The 17,195-nt window shown below is 68.8% G+C and carries 15 protein-coding genes, 1 tRNA gene and 1 other RNA gene; 8 read left to right on the top strand and 9 right to left on the bottom strand.

Annotation, left to right across the window (positions count from 1 at the left end; translation table 11 throughout):
* The 6 genes from MFF07_RS22605 to MFF07_RS02005 all read right to left on the bottom strand — a co-directional run.
* Nucleotides 1-164 (bottom strand): EthD domain-containing protein (locus tag MFF07_RS22605; protein ID WP_505744260.1); only part of this gene is annotated, 164 nt, incomplete at its 3' end.
* A 78-nt stretch (nt 165-242) separates the two neighbouring features.
* Complete coding sequence (chlG, locus tag MFF07_RS01985; protein ID WP_238230557.1) at nt 243-1,166, bottom strand: chlorophyll synthase ChlG; 924 nt, start codon at nt 1,164-1,166, stop codon at nt 243-245.
* A complete protein-coding gene (locus tag MFF07_RS01990) occupies nt 1,156-2,400 on the bottom strand; it encodes a Coenzyme F420 hydrogenase/dehydrogenase, beta subunit C-terminal domain (RefSeq protein WP_147817143.1) in 1,245 nt (414 codons plus the stop codon). Before MFF07_RS01990 ends, chlG begins: the two co-directional genes overlap by 11 nt.
* A 219-nt stretch (nt 2,401-2,619) precedes the next feature.
* A tRNA-Leu gene (locus tag MFF07_RS01995) sits at nt 2,620-2,704 on the bottom strand.
* A gap of 103 nt (nt 2,705-2,807) precedes the next feature.
* Nucleotides 2,808-4,178, bottom strand: coding sequence for an ATP-binding response regulator (locus MFF07_RS02000; protein WP_147817133.1), 1,371 nt, complete (start codon nt 4,176-4,178; stop codon nt 2,808-2,810).
* Nucleotides 4,178-5,347: an FIST N-terminal domain-containing protein gene (locus tag MFF07_RS02005; RefSeq protein ID WP_238230558.1), complete on the bottom strand. Its 1,170-nt coding sequence runs from the start codon at nt 5,345-5,347 to the stop codon at nt 4,178-4,180. The genes MFF07_RS02000 and MFF07_RS02005 overlap by 1 nt, the downstream gene beginning before the upstream one ends.
* A 431-nt stretch (nt 5,348-5,778) precedes the next feature.
* Between MFF07_RS02005 and MFF07_RS02010 the strand changes: the two genes are divergently transcribed.
* On the top strand, nt 5,779-7,293 hold the full coding sequence (locus tag MFF07_RS02010; protein WP_147817144.1) for a putative bifunctional diguanylate cyclase/phosphodiesterase: 1,515 nt from the start codon (nt 5,779-5,781) through the stop codon (nt 7,291-7,293).
* A 62-nt stretch (nt 7,294-7,355) separates the two neighbouring features.
* Nucleotides 7,356-8,066 (top strand): response regulator, encoded by a 711-nt coding sequence (locus tag MFF07_RS02015; RefSeq protein ID WP_238230664.1) that lies wholly within the window; start codon nt 7,356-7,358, stop codon nt 8,064-8,066.
* Between the two features lie 49 nt (nt 8,067-8,115).
* Here the strand turns inward: MFF07_RS02015 and MFF07_RS02020 are convergent, their stop codons facing one another.
* The gene (locus tag MFF07_RS02020) at nt 8,116-9,651 is read right to left on the bottom strand and encodes a YifB family Mg chelatase-like AAA ATPase (protein WP_238230561.1); all 1,536 of its coding nucleotides are present in this window, start codon (nt 9,649-9,651) and stop codon (nt 8,116-8,118) included.
* Between the two features lie 150 nt (nt 9,652-9,801).
* Here MFF07_RS02020 and MFF07_RS02025 point away from each other — a divergent pair, with 150 nt between their 5' ends.
* The 6 genes from MFF07_RS02025 to MFF07_RS02050 all read left to right on the top strand — a co-directional run bounded on the left by MFF07_RS02025 (nt 9,802) and on the right by MFF07_RS02050 (nt 13,234).
* A complete protein-coding gene (locus MFF07_RS02025; protein WP_147817136.1) occupies nt 9,802-10,065 on the top strand; it encodes a PepSY domain-containing protein in 264 nt (87 codons plus the stop codon).
* 177 nt (nt 10,066-10,242) lie between these two features.
* Nucleotides 10,243-10,339: signal recognition particle sRNA small type (gene ffs, locus MFF07_RS02030), an RNA gene on the top strand.
* A 57-nt stretch (nt 10,340-10,396) separates the two neighbouring features.
* On the top strand, nt 10,397-12,259 hold the full coding sequence (locus MFF07_RS02035) for a DNA polymerase III subunit gamma/tau (protein ID WP_238230563.1): 1,863 nt from the start codon (nt 10,397-10,399) through the stop codon (nt 12,257-12,259).
* A 39-nt stretch (nt 12,260-12,298) separates the two neighbouring features.
* Nucleotides 12,299-12,526, top strand: a complete 228-nt coding sequence (locus MFF07_RS02040) for a hypothetical protein (protein ID WP_147816853.1) — start codon at nt 12,299-12,301, stop codon at nt 12,524-12,526.
* On the top strand, nt 12,523-12,801 hold the full coding sequence (locus MFF07_RS02045) for a type II toxin-antitoxin system RelE/ParE family toxin (protein WP_147816852.1): 279 nt from the start codon (nt 12,523-12,525) through the stop codon (nt 12,799-12,801). Before MFF07_RS02040 ends, MFF07_RS02045 begins: the two co-directional genes overlap by 4 nt.
* Before the next feature lie 109 nt (nt 12,802-12,910).
* A complete protein-coding gene (locus MFF07_RS02050) occupies nt 12,911-13,234 on the top strand; it encodes a YbaB/EbfC family nucleoid-associated protein (protein ID WP_147816851.1) in 324 nt (107 codons plus the stop codon).
* A gap of 12 nt (nt 13,235-13,246) precedes the next feature.
* Here the strand turns inward: MFF07_RS02050 and MFF07_RS02055 are convergent, their stop codons facing one another.
* Together MFF07_RS02055 and MFF07_RS02060 are read right to left on the bottom strand one after the other, a co-directional pair.
* Nucleotides 13,247-15,418: a peptidase domain-containing ABC transporter gene (locus MFF07_RS02055; RefSeq protein WP_147816850.1), complete on the bottom strand. Its 2,172-nt coding sequence runs from the start codon at nt 15,416-15,418 to the stop codon at nt 13,247-13,249.
* Between the two features lie 211 nt (nt 15,419-15,629).
* Complete coding sequence (locus MFF07_RS02060; RefSeq protein WP_147816849.1) at nt 15,630-16,934, bottom strand: beta-barrel domain-containing protein; 1,305 nt, start codon at nt 16,932-16,934, stop codon at nt 15,630-15,632.
* Between the last annotated feature and the right edge of the window lie 261 nt (nt 16,935-17,195).

Consider the following 17,195-nt stretch of genomic DNA (forward strand, 5'->3'; position numbering starts at 1 on the left):
GGCGTCGCCACGCCGGACGGCACGACGCCCTTGATCACCTCGTAGCCGTGCAGGCCCTGGGCGGACCAGCGCTCGCTCACCAGGGGCATGTGCTTCTTGAGATAGTAGTCCATGTCGAAGCGCGTGCCGGCTCCGGCGGGATACATCACGCTGATCAGGACCATGGCGTTCTCTCCAGTTTTTTGTTGGTGTCGCGGGGAGATAGAGCATTCGTCGTCCGGGAGGCAACGGACGACGCCGCGCTACGCCACGATCCCGCGAATCGCGAAGGCGCTCGCCAGCATGCCGAACACGTAGAGCGGCACGCCGAAGCCGCTGTACCAGATCGCCCGCTCGCTCGGCGCCTTCAGGAAGCGCCGCATCATCGCGATCTGGCCGAGCAGGAAGGTGGCGACGATCCCCGCCTCGATCGGCCGGCCCCACGACAGCAGCAGCCCGATCACCACGACCTGCGGCACGGCCATGACCCAGCAGGCGACGCGGGCGGCGCGCTCCGGCCCGAGCATCGCCGGCAGGGAGCGGATGCCCATCTGCAGGTCCCCCCGGATCGACTTGAAGTCGTTCAGGGTCATGATGCCGTGGGCGCCCGCGCTGTAGAGGAACGCGAGGATCAGGGTCGGGGCCGGCGGCAGCGCGCCGCCGATCATCACCGCCGCGCCGGTGACCCAGGCGAGCCCCTCGTAGCAGAGCCCGCAGGCGGCGTTACCCCACCAGCCGTTCCGCTTCAGCCGCGGCGGCGGCGCGCTGTAGGCCCAGGCCAGGGCCAGCCCGACGACCGCGGCGACGAAGACCCAGAGACCGAGGCTCGCCGCCACCAGCAGCGACAGCCCCGTCCACGCCACGGCGATGAAGAAGCCCCAGGAGCCGGGAATGCGTCCCGAGGGGATCGGCCGGTGCGGTTCGTTGATCGCGTCGACCTCGCGGTCGTACCAGTCGTTCACCGCCTGGCTCGTGGCGCAGACCAGGGGACCCGCCAGCAGGATGCCGACGAGGGCGATGCCCCAGTTGCCGGCGAGCGGCACCCCCGACGCGACCACGCCGCAACCGAAGGCCCACATCGGCGGGAACCACGTCACCGGCTTGAGGAGTTCGAGCACGGCCGACGGGGCGGGATAGGTCCTGGCGGTCGTGGTCACGCCCTGCATCTCCGGCTCCTCACGATTCATCGAGACGGCGCTCGCCGCGGGGCAACTCGTCCGCATGCGGCCTCAGCCCATAGGGTTCGACCAGCGCCCAGACATGCGGCGGCACCATGTGGCGCAGACGCCGGGGCACCTCGCGGCGCAGGTGCAGCACCGTCTCGACGGCCTTCATCTCGACGCGGGTGCGGGCGAATTCGAGCCCGCGCGGACCGAACCGCGGCATCATCCAGCCGACGATGGGACGGACCCAGTTCGGCATGCGCCGCAGCGGCAGCCCGCCGGCCGCGCGCTCGACATTGGCCATGAAGCCCTTCACCGCCCCCTGGCGCTTGCCGGCGCTGCCCGGTGCCTGCGTGCGAACTTCATCTCCAAGAAGATCAAGCAGCTCCTCGCCGCGCGCGTTGCGCACGATCAGCCATTGCTCGCCCTGGCCCGCCATATAGCCGACGGTGATGTCGGCGAGCACGTTGGTATAGTCCACGCAGGTGCGGCAGGTCAGCGGGAAGAAATCCGGCGGCAATTGCGAGATCGGCAATTGCAGGAACGGGATTTCCTTCACCCGACCGTCGGCGAAGCGCAGCTCCACGTGATAATCGGCCCGGAATTCGAGATAGACGATGGTCTCGGGCGCATCGCTCAGCAGCGCGAGGAAGTCGTGAAAGCGCTCGGTGGTGGTGTTGTCCGAGCAGGGCGTGCCGATGACGTAGAGCCGCTCGAAGCCGAGTTCCGTCTCCAACGCTCGCAGCGCGTAGACTTGGCAGGGAATGCCGATGATCGCGAGACGGCGGTAACCTCGCGCCCGCGCCGGTTCGAGCAGCGCCAGCAGCGGCGCGTAGCCCATGCGCATGCCGCGGCAGGAGGCCATGCCCTCGGCCTTGGTCACTAGCACGGGCATCGGCCGCCAGCGGTCGTCCGGGTCGGGCGCCATGGCGAGAACGGCGTCGACCGCCCCGGTCTCCAGCAGGCGCTCCGCGAGGCGCGTGGCGATCCCGGTCCATTGCGCGCCGTCGATGGGCCGCACGAGGCTCGCCCGCAGCATCCGCCGGAACGGACCGAAGAAGCGCTCGTCGGTCCGCTCCGGATCGCGCGCCCGGCCGTGGACCCTGGTCTCCAGCGCAGCGTAATCCGGCTTGATGAACTGGCAGGCCCGTCCGCAACGCCGGGCGTCGTCCATGCGCGAGACGCCGCAATCTGTGCAGAGGTCTCGCGGGGCTGCGTCGGCGACCGCGGGCGCCCAGACCGGCGGGGCGGAGGCCATGTGGGTCTCGGCGTGAACCGCAGTCACGATGGCTCGCTTGGGCGCAGAACCATTCCGAACACGTCCACGTCACTCCGAAGCTGCTGGCTTCAACGGCCAGCCCGTTCTCGAAGCGCATCCAACCGCCGCGAGCGGGCGATGTAAAGCGTCGTTGACAGATTCGGCGGCAATCCGATGCTTCGGCCGAAGCAAGATGGCGGGCGCAGACATCGAAAAAAGTGGTGCGGGCGGTCGGAATCGAACCGACACTCCTTGCGGAACCGGATTTTGAGTCCGGCGCGTCTACCAGTTCCACCACGCCCGCATGCGGCAGTGCCGTCTTCGCTCACGACGATCGCGAGGTTTGGGTCTGCCGTCGAAGCTGAATGGCACAGGCCACCCGATTCCGTCCAGAGCGCGGGAGAGGTTCAGGCGAGCATGTAGGCGAGGAGCGAGCGAAGCTGCGCCGGTTTGATCGGCTTGTGGACGAGTTCGGCGCCGGTCTCGATGACCTGACGTTCGATCGCGTTGCCGTAATCGGCCGTCGTGACGATCACGGGCGTCACCCACCCCTGCGTGCGGCGCAGATAGGCCACCACGTCGAGGCCGCAGGTGCCGTCGTCGAGGTGGTAGTCGATGATCATCACGTCCGGCCGCTTCATGCCGGTACGCAGGGCCTCGGCGACGCCGGCGAGGTCGCGGTGGGTGCGCACCTGCGCGTCCCAGTTCGTCAAAAGGCGCTCCAGCGCCTCGGCGGTCGAGGCGTCGTTCTCGACGACGAGGACGCGGGCGCCGGTCAGCGTCGTGGCCACGGGCGCGATGCGCACCGGCGCGTCGGGCCGCGTCTTGCCGCAGGGCAGGTCGATGGTGATCCGCGTGCCGTGGCCGACCCGCGAATGCAGCGTGATCGTGTGGCCGAGCGCGCTCGCCATGCGCTGCACGATCGACAGGCCGAGCCCCAGCCCGAGGCTCACTTCGGCGTCGTCGGTATCCTTGCTGCCGCGATAGAACTCCTCGAAGACCAGCGACTGCTCGGAGACCGGAATGCCGCGGCCAGTATCGACCACGTCGATGCGGCAGTGTTGTCCCCGGCGCCGCACCGCGATGAGCACGCCGCCGCGCTCCGTGTAGCGGACGGCGTTCGAGACGAGGTTCTGCAGGATGCGCTGCAGCAGCACGATATCGGTCTCGACCACGACGTCGCGGCAGCGGGTGACGAGGCGCAAATCCTTGCGCTCTGCGAACGGGCGAAAGCTCGCCTCGATATTGGCGACGAGGTCGGCGAGCCGCACCGATTTCGGCACCGGGTGCACCACGCCGGCATCGAGCTTCGAGATGTCGATCAGCGTCTTGATCAGGTCCTCGATGGTTTGGAGACCCCGCTCCACTTGTCCGGCGATAGTCTGCGCCTCATGGCTCGGCGCGAGGTCCGTCAGCGCCGAGAGCGAGAGGCGGGCAGCGTTGAGCGGCTGCAGCAGGTCGTGGCTCGCGGCGGCAAGGAAGCGGGTCTTGGAGCGGTTGGCGGTCTCGGCCTCCTCCTTGGCGGCCTGCAGCGCCTCGTTCGAGCGCTCCAGGCTGTGCATCAGCGCCGTCAGCTCCTCGGTGCGCGAGCGGACCCGGCCTTCGAGGGTGATCGCGGTCTGGAACAGCGAGTAGGCGCCGCCCTGCTGGTCCATGGCCCGCTCGACATGGGCCATCAGCGAGGCGTTGATGCGCTCGAGCTTGTACACGCGCCGGCCCAGCGCCTCGACGGTGCCGGCCGGCGGCGGATCGGCGGCTGTAGCGTCTCCGGCCGACATCAGGCGGCGTTGCCGCGGCCGATGGCGATGCCGGTGAAGGTCTGGTTGAGGTGCATCGAGCGATATTGCTCGCCGTAGGTTTCGAACCCCACGACGCCGTAGCGCCGGTAGAGGTCCGAGATCTTGTGGCGGACCTGCCGGCTCTCCGCATCGAGCCGGCGCAGCACGCAGTCGAAGCCGATCACCACGTCGATCCCGCCGAGCGCCGTGTCGAGGCTCGCCAGCTCGGCCCGGGTCGCCTCGACGATGTCGCGCGGCTGGGCCAGCGTCAGCACCGCGCCCTCGCTGATCGCGCAGAAGAAGGTCAGCGAGCCGTCCGGGTCGAGCCGGCTGATCGAGCGGCAATAGTATTCACCGCCGATCTTCACCGCGAGCGGATAGGCCGCGAAGCTCATCGGCGTCAGATGCTCGCGGTCGAGCCCGACCGCCATGGCGTATTCGTGCGCGGCGGGTTCGGCGTTCAGCTCGTGGACCCGGCGATTCTCCTCCGAGGCGGCGGTCACCACGAACTTCTGCGAGGTCGGCTCGAAATTGTCGCTCTTGAAGATCCGGACCGGAAAGTCGGTCTCGACGAGGATCAGCACGGCCGCATTGGTGTGGATCCCGCCGTCGTGGATCAGCACGGTTCCGGCGAAGGCGAGGTCGTCGCCGGCCGAACCGCCAACGAGGGGGATGCCGTCGAGCGCCCAGGCCACGGCGGAGACGACGGTCTCCTCGGCATTCGCCAGGGCGTCGATGAGCGACAGGGCGAAGCGCTGGCCGGGATCGCGGTCGGGCCGGCCCTGGTCGAGGGCGCGGCGCAGCGCCCTGACGGAGGAAGCTGTGGTCTCGACGTCGAGCCGGTCGATCTCGGTGAGCACGCCCGAAACGATACGAAACCCCTCGCGCGGGAAGGCGATGACGACGAAGCCGCGATCGATCGCGCCGGCCGGGCATATCCCGCCGGAGGTGCTGCATCCGGCGAGGCCGACGCCGGGAAACTGCTCGGCGATGGCCGCGGTGAGCTCGGCGGTGGAATAGGCGGGCGAGAAGAACACGAGCAGATGCCCGATCGACGCACGATCGATCACGGACGCGACGGCCTCGACGGCCTCCCGCGCGTCGGAGGCATCCGTCCAGGCCGTCTGGATCCCGCAGAGATGCGCGCGCATCTGCGTTGCCTGCATCACTGCTTCGTTCCCACGCGCGAGGGACCGCGTCCGGCGGATCTTCGCGACGGAACTATATGTCCGCATCGCAGAACCCTGGCAATCGCGGCCCGGACGGCCCTCGGGACGCCGCCCGGCGGAAGACGTCCCGCACGTCGTGGTCCTTCGGGGCGACGCGGCGTCCCGATCCGACCCGGACGTCATGGAATGGCGGCGCGGGTATCGCGAATTCGGGCGTCCGCAAGACTTGGACGGACTTGAGGCCGGCCGTTGAGCCTTCGGTCACCATTTAGACAGTTCGACGCGGCCGATCGCCGGTTCGCGCCGGCGAGGGCGAGAGAATTAGACATACGTTAATTGCCTTGCCCGTTCCTTGATTTCAGGCAGGGAGGCGTTGCGTGGCAAAGCGGGTGAGCTGGGGCGAGACCGAACTCTACGAAGTTCTCTGCCTGATGATGATCGGCGTCTGCGGCTGGATCGCCGGGATCCAGCTCGGCGCCTTCCGCCTGCTGGATGCCGTGATGATCGATTACGGTCTGTCCGACATCGTGATGCTCGGTTTCTTCGTCGGGATCGCGGCCTTCATGGCCAGCGTCCACAAGTCCCTGAGGCTGCGCCGGACGATGCGCGAGCGGGACCTCGCGGAGGGTCAGGCCGCGTCGGTCGCGCGCCACGATTCCCTGACCGGCCTCGCCAACCGCCGCCGCTTCGTCGAGGGCGTTGACGCCGCATTCCGGCGCGTTCCCGAGGGAGCGGCCGCGGCCGTACTCCTGATCGACCTCGACCGCTTCAAGCCGATCAACGACCTCTACGGACATGCCGCTGGCAACGTCGTGCTCTGCACCGTCGCCGAACGCCTCGAACAGGTGCTTCCACCCGGCAGCATCGCCGCCCGACTCGGGGGCGACGAGTTCGCGGCTCTGCTGCCGTCGTCCATCGGCAGCGAGACGATCGCGCGCCTCGCCCAGGCCGTGATCACGACGCTGTCGGCCCCGATCACCTGGCAGAGCTCGGAGCTGAAGATCGGCGCGACCATCGGTATCGCGCTGGCCAACGGTGCCGTCGGCGACGCGGAAGCCGCGCTGCATGCGGCCGATCTCGCCATGTATCAGGGCAAGAAGGACGGCCGCGGCACCTATCGCTTCTTCGAGAGCGGGATGGACGAGGAGCTTCGCGCCCGCGCCCTGCTGGAGCGCGACCTGCGCAAGGCGATCACCGAAGGGCAGATCGAGCCGTTCTACCAGCCGGTCGTCGCGCTGCCCGGCCGCGAGCTGATCGGGTTCGAGGTGCTCGCGCGCTGGCTGCATCCCGAACGCGGCGTGCTGCTGCCGAGCGAGTTCATCTCGGTCGCCGAGGAGACCGGGATGATCGGCGATCTCTGCTACGCCCTGCTCCGCCGCGCCTGCCGGGACGCCGCGACCTGGCCCCCGCACCTCCAACTCGCCGTCAACATCTCGCCGCAGCAGTTTCAGGACCGTTGGCTCGCCGAGCAGATTCTCGCGATCCTCGACGAGACCGGCTTCCCGCCGAACCGGCTCGAGGTGGAGATCACCGAGAGCGCCCTGATCCACGACCTTGAGGCGACGCGCGCGACCCTGACCGCCTTGCAGAATCTCGGCGTGCGCATCGCGCTCGACGATTTCGGCACCGGCTATTCGAGCCTGTATCACCTGCGCGAGCTGAAGTTCGACAAGCTCAAGATCGACCGCAGCTACGTGAACACGATCACCATGAGCGACGAACGCGCGAAGCTCGTGGATGCGATCATCAAGCTCGGGTCGAGCCTCGGGCTCGTCACGACGGCCGAAGGCATCGAGTGCTCCGGCAGCCTCGACTGGCTGGAGGGCCAGGGCTGCGATTTCGGCCAGGGCTACCTTTTCGGCAAGCCGATGTCGAAGATGGACGCCGACCGGTACGTCCAGGACGGGCCGCCTGAGGTGTCGGCGCGGCGCCAGATCGCGGCCTGAACCCGGCCGAAAAGCCGGGCGCATTAACCAACCGGACGATTTCTCCGTCGGGGGCAGATATGATGCCCGCGGGCGAGGGTATGAACGCCCGGCCGGAGGGCCTCGCGTTGCAGCTTCTCATCATCGACGACCATCCGCTGTTTCGGGAAGCGCTCGCCAGCGCGATCACCCTCGCCTTCCCACAGGCCCATCTGCGCGAGGCAGACGGGATCCGCGCCGCCTGCGAGGTGCTTGCCGCCACGCCGTCCATCGACCTGATGCTGCTCGATCTCTCGATGCAGGGCGTCACCGGCTTCGACGGCCTCGTCACCATGCGCACCCGGTTTCCGCGAATCCCGATCCTCATCGTGTCGGGGCTGGAAGATCCGCGCATCATGCGCGAGGCGCTCCGCCACGGTGCCGCCGGCTTCGTGCCGAAGGCGGTCGACAAGGCGACACTGACCCGCGCGATCTCCGAGGTGATGAGCGGTGCCCTGTTCATGCCGCCGGAACTGGCTGGCTCGCCCGAGCCGAACCCGGCCCGCGGGACGAAATCGCCGCTGGACGTGCGCGTGGCGCTCCTCACGCCGCAGCAGATGCGCGTGCTGATGATGATCCGCCAGGGCAAGCTCAACAAGCAGATCGCCCACGAACTCCAGGTCGGCGATTCCACCGTGAAGGCCCACGTCTCCGAGATCCTACGCAAGCTGGAAGTGATCAGCCGGACGCAGATCGTGATCGAGACGGCCTATCTGGATTTCGATCAGAGCAACGGGTCGTTCGTGGCGGGATGATCCTCCGGTCCTTCGCGCTGCGGAGGCGCGTCCTGCCTGCGGGATCGCTTCAGCCCGTCGCCGGCTTGTCCGCCCTCGCCCGGTACGACAGGGCCTCCGCCAGATGGAGCCGCCGCACCGTCTCCTCCCCGTAGAGATCGGCCAGGGTCCGCGCCACCCGCAGCGTGCGGTGGAAGCCCCGGGCCGACAGGCGCATCGATTCGGCAGCGTTGCGGATCAGGGCGGTGCCCTCGGCGTCGGGGGCGGCGACTTCTTCGATGACCGTCGCCGGGCAGGTGGCGTTGGTGATGGCGGGCCCCAGCCCCCGTTCGGCATAGCGGGTGCTCTGGCGTTCGCGGGCGGCGGCGACGCGGGCGGCGGTCTCACGCGAGCCCTCCGCGGGCGGCGGTAGGATCAAGTCGGCGGCGGACACCGCGCCCACCTCGATGCGCAGGTCGATGCGGTCGAGCAGCGGCCCGGAGATGCGTGCCCCGTACTGTGCCATGCAGCGCTCGTTCGGCCCGCGCCGGCAGGCATAGCCCGGCTCCAGCGCCTGCCCGCAGCGGCACGGATTCATCGCGGCGACGAGCTGGAAGCGGGCCGGATAAGTGACGCGGTGATTGGCACGAGCGATCATCACCTCGCCCGTCTCCATCGGCTGGCGCAGGGAATCGAGCACCTGCGGCACGAATTCCGGCAGCTCGTCGAGAAACAGCACGCCGCCATGGGCGAGCGAGACCTCGCCCGGCCGCGCATTGAGCCCGCCGCCGACGAGCGCGGCCATCGAGGCCGAATGGTGCGGCTGGCGGAACGGCCGGCGGTTCGAGAGCGCGCCGCCCTTGATCTGCCCGGCCACCGACTGGATCATCGAGACTTCGAGCAATTCCCGCGGCGACAGGGGCGGCAGGATCGACGGAAGCCGTGCGGCGAGCATCGACTTTCCGGCTCCCGGCGGACCGTTGAACAGCAGATTGTGGCCCCCGGCGGCCGCGATCTCCAGGGCGCGCTTGGCGGCCTCCTGGCCCTTGATGTCGCGCAGGTCCGGCAGCGGGCCGCCCGATGCGGCGATGGCCGGCTCGGGCCGCGCCATGACCTGGCTGCCCTTGAAGTGGTTGGCGAGCTGGATCAGCGAGCGCGGGGCCAGCACGTCCATGTCGCTGGCCGCCCAGGCTGCTTCCGGCCCGCAGGCGGCGGGGCAGATCAGGCCGAGCCCGCGCGCATTTGCGGCCATCGCCGCCGGCAGCACCCCAGCGACCGGGGTGATGGTTCCGTCGAGCGCCAGTTCGCCGAGGACGCAATAGCCGGCGAGCGCATCCGAGGGCAGCGCGCCGATGGCGCCCATCACGGCCAGCGCGATCGGCAGGTCGTAATGCGAGCCTTCCTTCGGCAGGTCGGCCGGGGCAAGGTTCACGGTGATGCGCTTGGCCGGCAGCGCCAGACCGGACGCGATCAGCGCCGAGCGCACCCGCTCGCGCGATTCCGCGACTGCTTTGTCGGCCAGCCCGACGACGTTGAACGCGACGATGCCCGCCGCGATCTGGACCTGTACGTCGACGGCGCGCGCCTCGATCCCCTCGAAGGCCACGGTGGCGACGCGCGTGACCATGGCGAAAAGCGAGCCCCCTGTGCGGGGCGGAAGCTTAGGCGTGGCGGCGTGCCGTGACAATCGTAGGCCGCCGTCTCGCAGGGGATGGGTCCGGAACCCTCCGGGCGCTCGACCGTTCGAACGCCGTTCCCCTCGGATCTGGAGACCCTCATGCTGGTTCGCACACTCGGCCTGTCCGCCCTCGCCCTGTCGCTCGCCTTCGCCGCCCCGGCCTTCGCCGACGAGAAGCTGCCGGCCGATCAGCAGGCCAAGGTGGAGGACGTCCTCAAGAAGGAGGGCTTCACCAAGTGGAAGGAGATCGAGCTCGACGACGGCTTCATCGAAGTCGACGACGCGATCGGTGCAGACGGCAAGAAGTCCGACCTGAAGCTCGATCCGAAGACGCTGGAAATCGTGAAGCGCAAGGCCGAGTAGCTTTTTCACGGCGGCGCCCTCCGTCCCTCCCCTGTCGGAGAGACACGGAGAGTGATGGGGCCGGGCTTCGGCCAAGGCGGGCGGGGATGACGGCGGGTCTGGCGCCCCGACGAACCTCCGCCCGGAAGCCGCGCGGACCGGCTTGCATCGCCCGCGCGGCCCGGCCATATACGGCGCGGGAGGTTGGCGAGGGACGTTTCACTCGCCAACCGGGTCAGGTCCGGAAGGAAGCAGCCCTAACGAGACCGAGCGGGTCTTCGTCCAGCCTCCCACCTTCGCCCTTGGCGAGAGCGGCGCCCCCCGAGGGCAACCCACCGACATCCGAAGCGGCATGGACGACACCCTCGGCACGCTGATCGACGAGCCGGGGTTCCCCGGCATGCCGGCGCCCGCGCAGGTGACCGCCGCGACGCCCTACCGGGTGCTCGCCCGCAAGTACCGCCCCCAGACTTTCGACGACCTGATCGGCCAGGGCGCCATGGTGCGCACGCTGGCCAACGCCTTCGAGGCGAACAGGATACCGCAGGCCTGGATGCTTACCGGCGTGCGCGGCGTCGGCAAGACGACGACTGCCCGCATCCTGGCCCGCGGCCTCAACTACGTCCGGGCCGGCCAGCCCGATACCGGCCCCACCGTGGTGATGCCGGAACTCGGCCTGCACTGCCAGGCGATCATGGAGTCGCGCCATCTCGACGTGCTGGAGATGGACGCCGCCTCGCATACCGGCATCGACGACGTGCGCGGGATCATCGACGGCATCCGCTACGGGCCGGTCTCGGCGCGCTACAAGGTCTACATCGTCGACGAGGTCCACATGCTCTCGGAGAAGGCGTTCAACGCCTTCCTGAAGACGCTCGAAGAGCCGCCGCCACACGCGAAATTCGTCTTCGCCACCACCGAAATCCGCAAGGTGCCGGTGACGATCCTCTCGCGCTGCCAGCGGTTCGACCTGCGTCGCGTCGAGGCGGATGTGCTCTCGGTGCACCTCAACAAGATCTGCGCAGCCGAGCACGTCGAAGCCGAGCCCAAGGCGGTCGCCGCGATCGTGCGCGCTGCCGAGGGCTCGGTGCGCGACGCCCTCTCGCTGCTCGACCAGGCCATCGCGCACGGGGCCGGCGCGGTGAGCGGCGCATCGGTTCGCGACATGCTGGGGCTCGCCGATCGCGGCCGCATCGTCGACTTGTTCCAGGCCGCCATGCGCGGGGACATCCCGGCGACCTTCTCGGAGTTGCGGGGGCAGTACGAATCCGGGGCAGACCCGGCCGTGGTGCTCTCGGATCTCGCCGGCTTCACGCATCTCGTGACGCGTCTTAAGCTGGTGCCCGAGGCGGCGGCTGCCGATCCGTCGCTCAGCGACGTCGAGCGCGCGCGCGGCGCCGAATTCGCCCAGACGCTCTCGATCCGGGCGCTGTCGCGCGCCTGGCAGATCCTGCTCAAGGCCATTCCGGAGGTGCAGGCCGCGCCGCGCCCGCTCGCGGCGGCGGAGATGGCGCTGGTGCGCCTCGCCTATGCCGCCGACCTGCCGACGCCGGACGAGGCGTTGCGCGGTCTCAAGAACGAAGCCGCCTCGGCCGGCGGCTCCGACGGCGGCGCGCGGTCCCTCCCCGCACAGCGTCCGGCGGCCGCCGCGCCCGAAGAACCGCCGCCCCCGCCACGGCCGCTGGTGGCGGCGGTCCCCGGGGGAGGATCGCCGCAAGCCGCCCCCCCTCCCCCCGCCGTCGCCGCTCCGCCGCAACCCGCCGGGCCCCGGCTCGGCCGCCTCGAAGACCTTGTCGCCCTTGCCGACGAGCGCCGCGACATCACCCTCAAGATGGCGCTCGAACGCGACGTGCATCTCGTCCGTTTCGAAGAGGGCCGCCTCGAATTCCGCCTCGCCGAGGGCGGACGCACGACCCTCGCCACCGACCTCTCCCGCGCGCTCGAAGCCTGGACCGGCCGCCGCTGGCTCGTCGCACTCTCGAAGGATCCCGGCGCGCCGACGCTCGCCGCCGCGGCGATCGAGACCAAGGAAAACCGCCACCGGGACGCCGCAAGCCATCCGCTCGTGCGCGAGGTGCTGGCGCGATTTCCGGGTGCGCAGATCATAGGCGTGCGGGACAAGACGGCGGAGGTCGGCGCTGACGTCGCGGCTGTTGAAAGCCTGACGCCCCCGGACGCGGCGGGTGTCGGGGAGGATGAGGATGCGGAGGGGTAGACCTCTTCCGTTCGTCCGTACCCTGTGCAGAATGCTCCCATGACCGACCTGCTCGAAAAAGCGATGACGACTGCGCGGAGTTTGTCCCCGGAGATGCAGGACGAGATCGCCCGGATGGTCCTCGCCTTCATGGGCGACGACACGTCCGTCTATCAATTCACGTCCGAGGAAGAGGCTGAGCAGGACGAGGCCGATGCTGCCGAAGCGCGTAGCGATTACGCGACGGACGAGGAGGTGCGTGCCATCTGGGCGAAATATGGCCTGTGAGGCTGCGTCTCACACGTCCGGCCACGCGCCAGCTCGATCGGGCGCTGTCCTATGTGGAGCAGTATAATCCTCAGGGCGCGCGAAAAGTGCAGCAGTGCCTGCAAGACGTGATGCGCATGTTGCTGCAGCACCCGTTCGCCGGGCGAGCGACCGATCGGCCTGGCATCAGGCGCATCGTGGCCTCTCCGTATCCATACGTTCTGACGTATCGCGTCAGCGACGCCGAGATCATCATCCGTAGCGTGCGTCACACCTCGCGACGATCCATTTCCTAAGCGTCCTGTCGGCAGCGTCACGCCTTGGTGCTCCTCATGTCCCTTGGACTGACACCCGGCATAGGACATAGACCACAGCCGCCGCTCCAAACGTCAGGAAATTCCCCGCATGCGCGACCTCATGGGCATCATGAAGCAGGCTCAGGCCATGCAGGAGAAGATGAGTTCGCTGCAGGGCGAGCTCGACCATGTCGAGGTGACGGGCGCTTCCGGCGGCGGCTCGGTGAGCGTGGTGATGACGGCCAAGGGCCAGCTCAAGGGTGTGACCCTCGATCCCTCGCTGATGGTGCCGGACGAGCGCGAGATTCTCGAAGACCTGATCGTCGCCGCCGTCAACGACGCGCGGGGCAAGGCCGAAGCCCTGGCGCAGGAGAAGATGGCCGAGCTGACCAAGGGCCTGCCCCTGCCGCCCGGCATGAAGCTGCCGTTCTAGCAGGAGGAGAAGTCAGACGACGGGCTCGGCCGCCTGCGTCGATCGCACCGGGCCCGCCATCTCCGACAGCCGCTCGAATTCCAGCACGTGGTCCGCATGCGCGATCGTCGCCGGGCGGTGGGCGACGATGACGCGGGTCATCTTGAACTCGCGGAGGGCCTGGGCGATCGCGGCCTCGGTGGGCTCGTCGAGCGCGCTCGTCGCCTCGTCGAGAAAGAGGATCTCCGGGCGCTGATAGAGGGCGCGGGCGAGGATCACCCGCTGCTTCTGGCCGCCCGAGAGCGTCGAACCCATGTCGCCGACAAGCGTTTCGAAGCCCATCGGCGTCTTGCGGATGTCGTTGAGGATCGCGGCGTGGGCAGCGCATTCCTCGATCCAGGCCGGGTCGGGGTGCTCGTCGAAGCAGGCGATATTCTCGGCGATGGAACCCGCGAACAGTCCATCGCTCTGCATCACGCCGGCGATGCGCTTGCGGTAGGCGGCCGCGCCCACCGTCTTGATGTCGCGCCCGTCGATGAGGACGTTGCCCTCGGAGGCCGAGAGCAGCCCCATCAGGATCTTCATCACCGAGCTCTTGCCGCAGCCCGAGGGGCCGGTGATGGCGAAACACGTGCCCGGCGCGACCTGGAAGCCGAGGTTGCGGAACACCCAGGGCTCGTCGGCGCCGTAGCGCAGCGACAGGCCGCTGGCGACGATGGAGCCGCGTGGCGCGCCGTCGGTGATGACGGCCGGCGCTGCGACGGGCACCGCCCCGGCCGGCTCCTCCGGGTCGGTCATGACGATGTCGGAGAGCCGGTCGGTCTGCACGTTGAGCATGCGCAGTTGGAAGCCCGAATTGATCAGGTTGCCGATCCGGGTCGAGAACTGGTCGCGGTAGGTCAGGAAGGCGACGAGCATCCCGAGCGACATCGACTGGTCGATCACCGCACGCGCCCCGAGCACCAGCAGGATCAGCCGGTCGGCCCCGAACAGCAGGTCGTTGGCGCGGCCGAAGACGAGGTCGAGGCGCTGCAGGCGCAGCCGCGCGTTCAGCGCCGTGACGAACTGGTTCATCCAGGTACCGCGGCGGCGCTCGCGCAGGCCCAGCAGCTTGACGCTCGCCATGCCGCGCACGGTCTCGATGAAGTGGGTCTGCTGCCGCGCCTCGGCGACGATCGCCTCCTCGGTGCCCTCCTTGTAGGCGTTGTAGGCGGCGATGCGCAGGGCGGCGGCGATGGCGGTGGAGAGCAGCGCCACCAGTGCCAGCCAGCCGCCGTAGAGGAACAGCATGATCAGCATGCCGACCGACATCACGCCGTCGAGCACGGCCTGGACGAGATCCGTGGTCAGGCCCTTCTGGATCGTACCGAGCGACCCGAAGCGCGAGATCACGTCGCCCACATGCCGCTTCTCGAAGTAATCGAGGGGCAGGCGCGAGAGGTGGTCGAACAGGCTTCCCGACCACTGGTAGTTCAGCTTGGTCCCGGTCAGCATGATCGCCCAGGTCCGGGCGACGCCGAGCGCCAGCTGAATCAGCAGCAGCAGCGCCAGCCCGATGGCGACGACGAGCAGCAGGTCGAGGTCGGCGTTGACGATGACCTCGTCGATGACGATCTGCGAGGCGATCGGCATCAGGATGTTGACGAGCTCGATGCCGACCGAGAGCGCCAGGATCGACATCATCGCCGGCCGGATACCGCGCAGGTTGCGGAACAGGTCGCCGAGCCTGAGGCCCTTGACGGTCTTCTCGCGCACGAAGCCCTGGTTCGGCGTCACCTCCATCGCGACGCCGGTGAACTCGCGTGACGCCTCCTCCAGCGTCAGTGTGCGCCGGCCGCGGGCGGGATCGTGGATGACGATGCCCTTGCGGCCGATGGAGGCCAGCACGACGAAGTGGTTCAGGCCCCAGTGCAGGACGCAGGGCAGCTTCAGCCGGGCGAGGTCCTTCAGCTCGATCCGCAGCGCGCGGGTCGAGAGGCCCATCGAGCCCGACAGGTCGATGAGGTTCCGCAGCGTCATGCCCTTGAGCGACAGGGCGTGGTGGCGGCGCATGGCGCCGAGATCGGTCTCGCGGCCGTGGAAGCCCAACACCATGGCGAGGCAGGCCATGCCGCATTCCGCGGCCTCCGCCTGCAGGATCACGGGCAGGCGCCGGCCGAAGCCGAACTGCAGCCCGCCCTGGCTGATGCCGTCGAGGATTTTCATAGCCAGGAGCCTTGATGCTGACGCCTCAAGGGCCGGTTGGTGGTGGTCGCGACATGCGGGTCTCTCCTCCCCCTTGTGGGGAGGAGTTGGAGGTGGGGGTGGTTCTGTCGGGCTCCGACACAGGCAAGCGGAACCACCCCCATCCCTGACCCCTCCCCACAGGGGAGAGGGGAAAAGGGCTCGGCGCAGATGTCGATGGTGACGAGAGACGTCACTTCGCCAGTCCCCGCGAGACGGGCACCGGCGCCCCATCCGTCACGAGGTCGACGCTGCGCTTCACGTGGTAGAGCGGGTCGAGCAGCCAGCGGTAGAGGGCGCGCTGTTCGAGCGCGATGTCGGCCTCGACGCGCATGCCGGCTTCGAGACGCCGCTTCTCGCCATAGGCCATCACGCCGTCCTCGTCGGGCTTGACCACGATGCGGTAGATGCCGCCGCCGGCCGTCTTACGCTTCATCTCATCGGGGGCGTCCTCGCCCTCCAGCGGCGCGCGGGTCACCTCGGTGACGACGCCGCGATAGAGGCCGAAGCGCTGGAACGGAAAGGCGGCGTAGCGCAGCATCACGCTGGCGCCGGTCTCGACGAAGCCGATCGCCGAGGAATCCACGAACAGGTTCGCCTGCAGACGGCCCTCGCTCGGCAGCAGGGTCAGCAGCGTGGCGCCGGCCGCCACGCTCTGGCCGGCCTGGGCACGGATCGAGGTCAGGATGCCGCTCTCGGGCGCGCGGATCTCGAGAGCGCGCTTGGCCTCGCTCTCGGCCTTCTGCTGCTCGAGCTGCGCGGCGGTACGGTCCATCTCGGCGAGATCCTTGGCGAGCTTCTCGTCGAACGAGGCCAATTGCGCCTTCAGGTCTCCGAGCCTGCCATCGATCTGCAGGGCGGTCTGCCGGAACTGCGAGAGTTGCGAACTCGACTGCATGTAGAGGTAGTTCTGGCTCTGCAGGTCTGCGGAGCGGGCGTAACCGCGCGAGACGGCGTTCGCCAGTTCGTCCGCCCGCGCCTTGAGCGGCGGCACAAGCTGCTCCTGCAGCGAGATCTGCTGCCGGATCTGTTCGGACTGGGAGTCGAGATTGGCGATTTGATCCTGGAGCGCCTGCTTCTCCGTGCCGGCCATGGAGGCGCGCAACGTCCGCTGCGTCTCCATGCTCTCCTTCTGGCGGCCGAGCTGCGCGATGACGCGCTCCTGCGTCGGCCCGCTGGCGGAGACCGCGTCGACATCCACCGTGTAGAGGAGCCGGCCCTGCTCGACCCGGTCGCCTTCCTTCACCCCCGAGGCGCTGACCCGGCCAGCCACCGGGCTTGCCACGGTGATCAACCCGACATCCGGCGCCAGCAGCCCCTGGGCATGGACGCGGCGGGTGTAGCTGCCGAACACGGCATAACAGAGGGTCGCGACGACCAGGGCGATGCAGACCCAGGCGACGAGGCGGATCGGCAACGGCTGCACGATCTGCGCTTCGCCGAGCCACGCGTTGCGGCGCGCCTCTGCGACCTCCTTGCGGAACAACGGCGTAGACATGGACACCCGTGATGCCGCGTCGGACGGAGCCGGCGCTTCCTTGCCCGCTTGTCACAGGCGCCCATGCCACGCAATCCGAGTGGCATGGTGTCTTGCGGAATGCTCGGATCGCTGCGGGAATCGGAGCCGGCTGGGCGAGACGACGGCCCGCGCCTGGAGGCCCGACAACGGAACGGTCTTTCCGCCGTCCGAAGCTCGGCAGAGCGTTGTTTCCACGGCCGTCGTCGAGTCCCGATTATCTGAAAAAGCCTTCTCCCGTAC

This window comes from Methylobacterium thuringiense (assembly GCF_022179645.1).
Lineage (GTDB): Bacteria > Pseudomonadota > Alphaproteobacteria > Rhizobiales > Beijerinckiaceae > Methylobacterium > Methylobacterium thuringiense.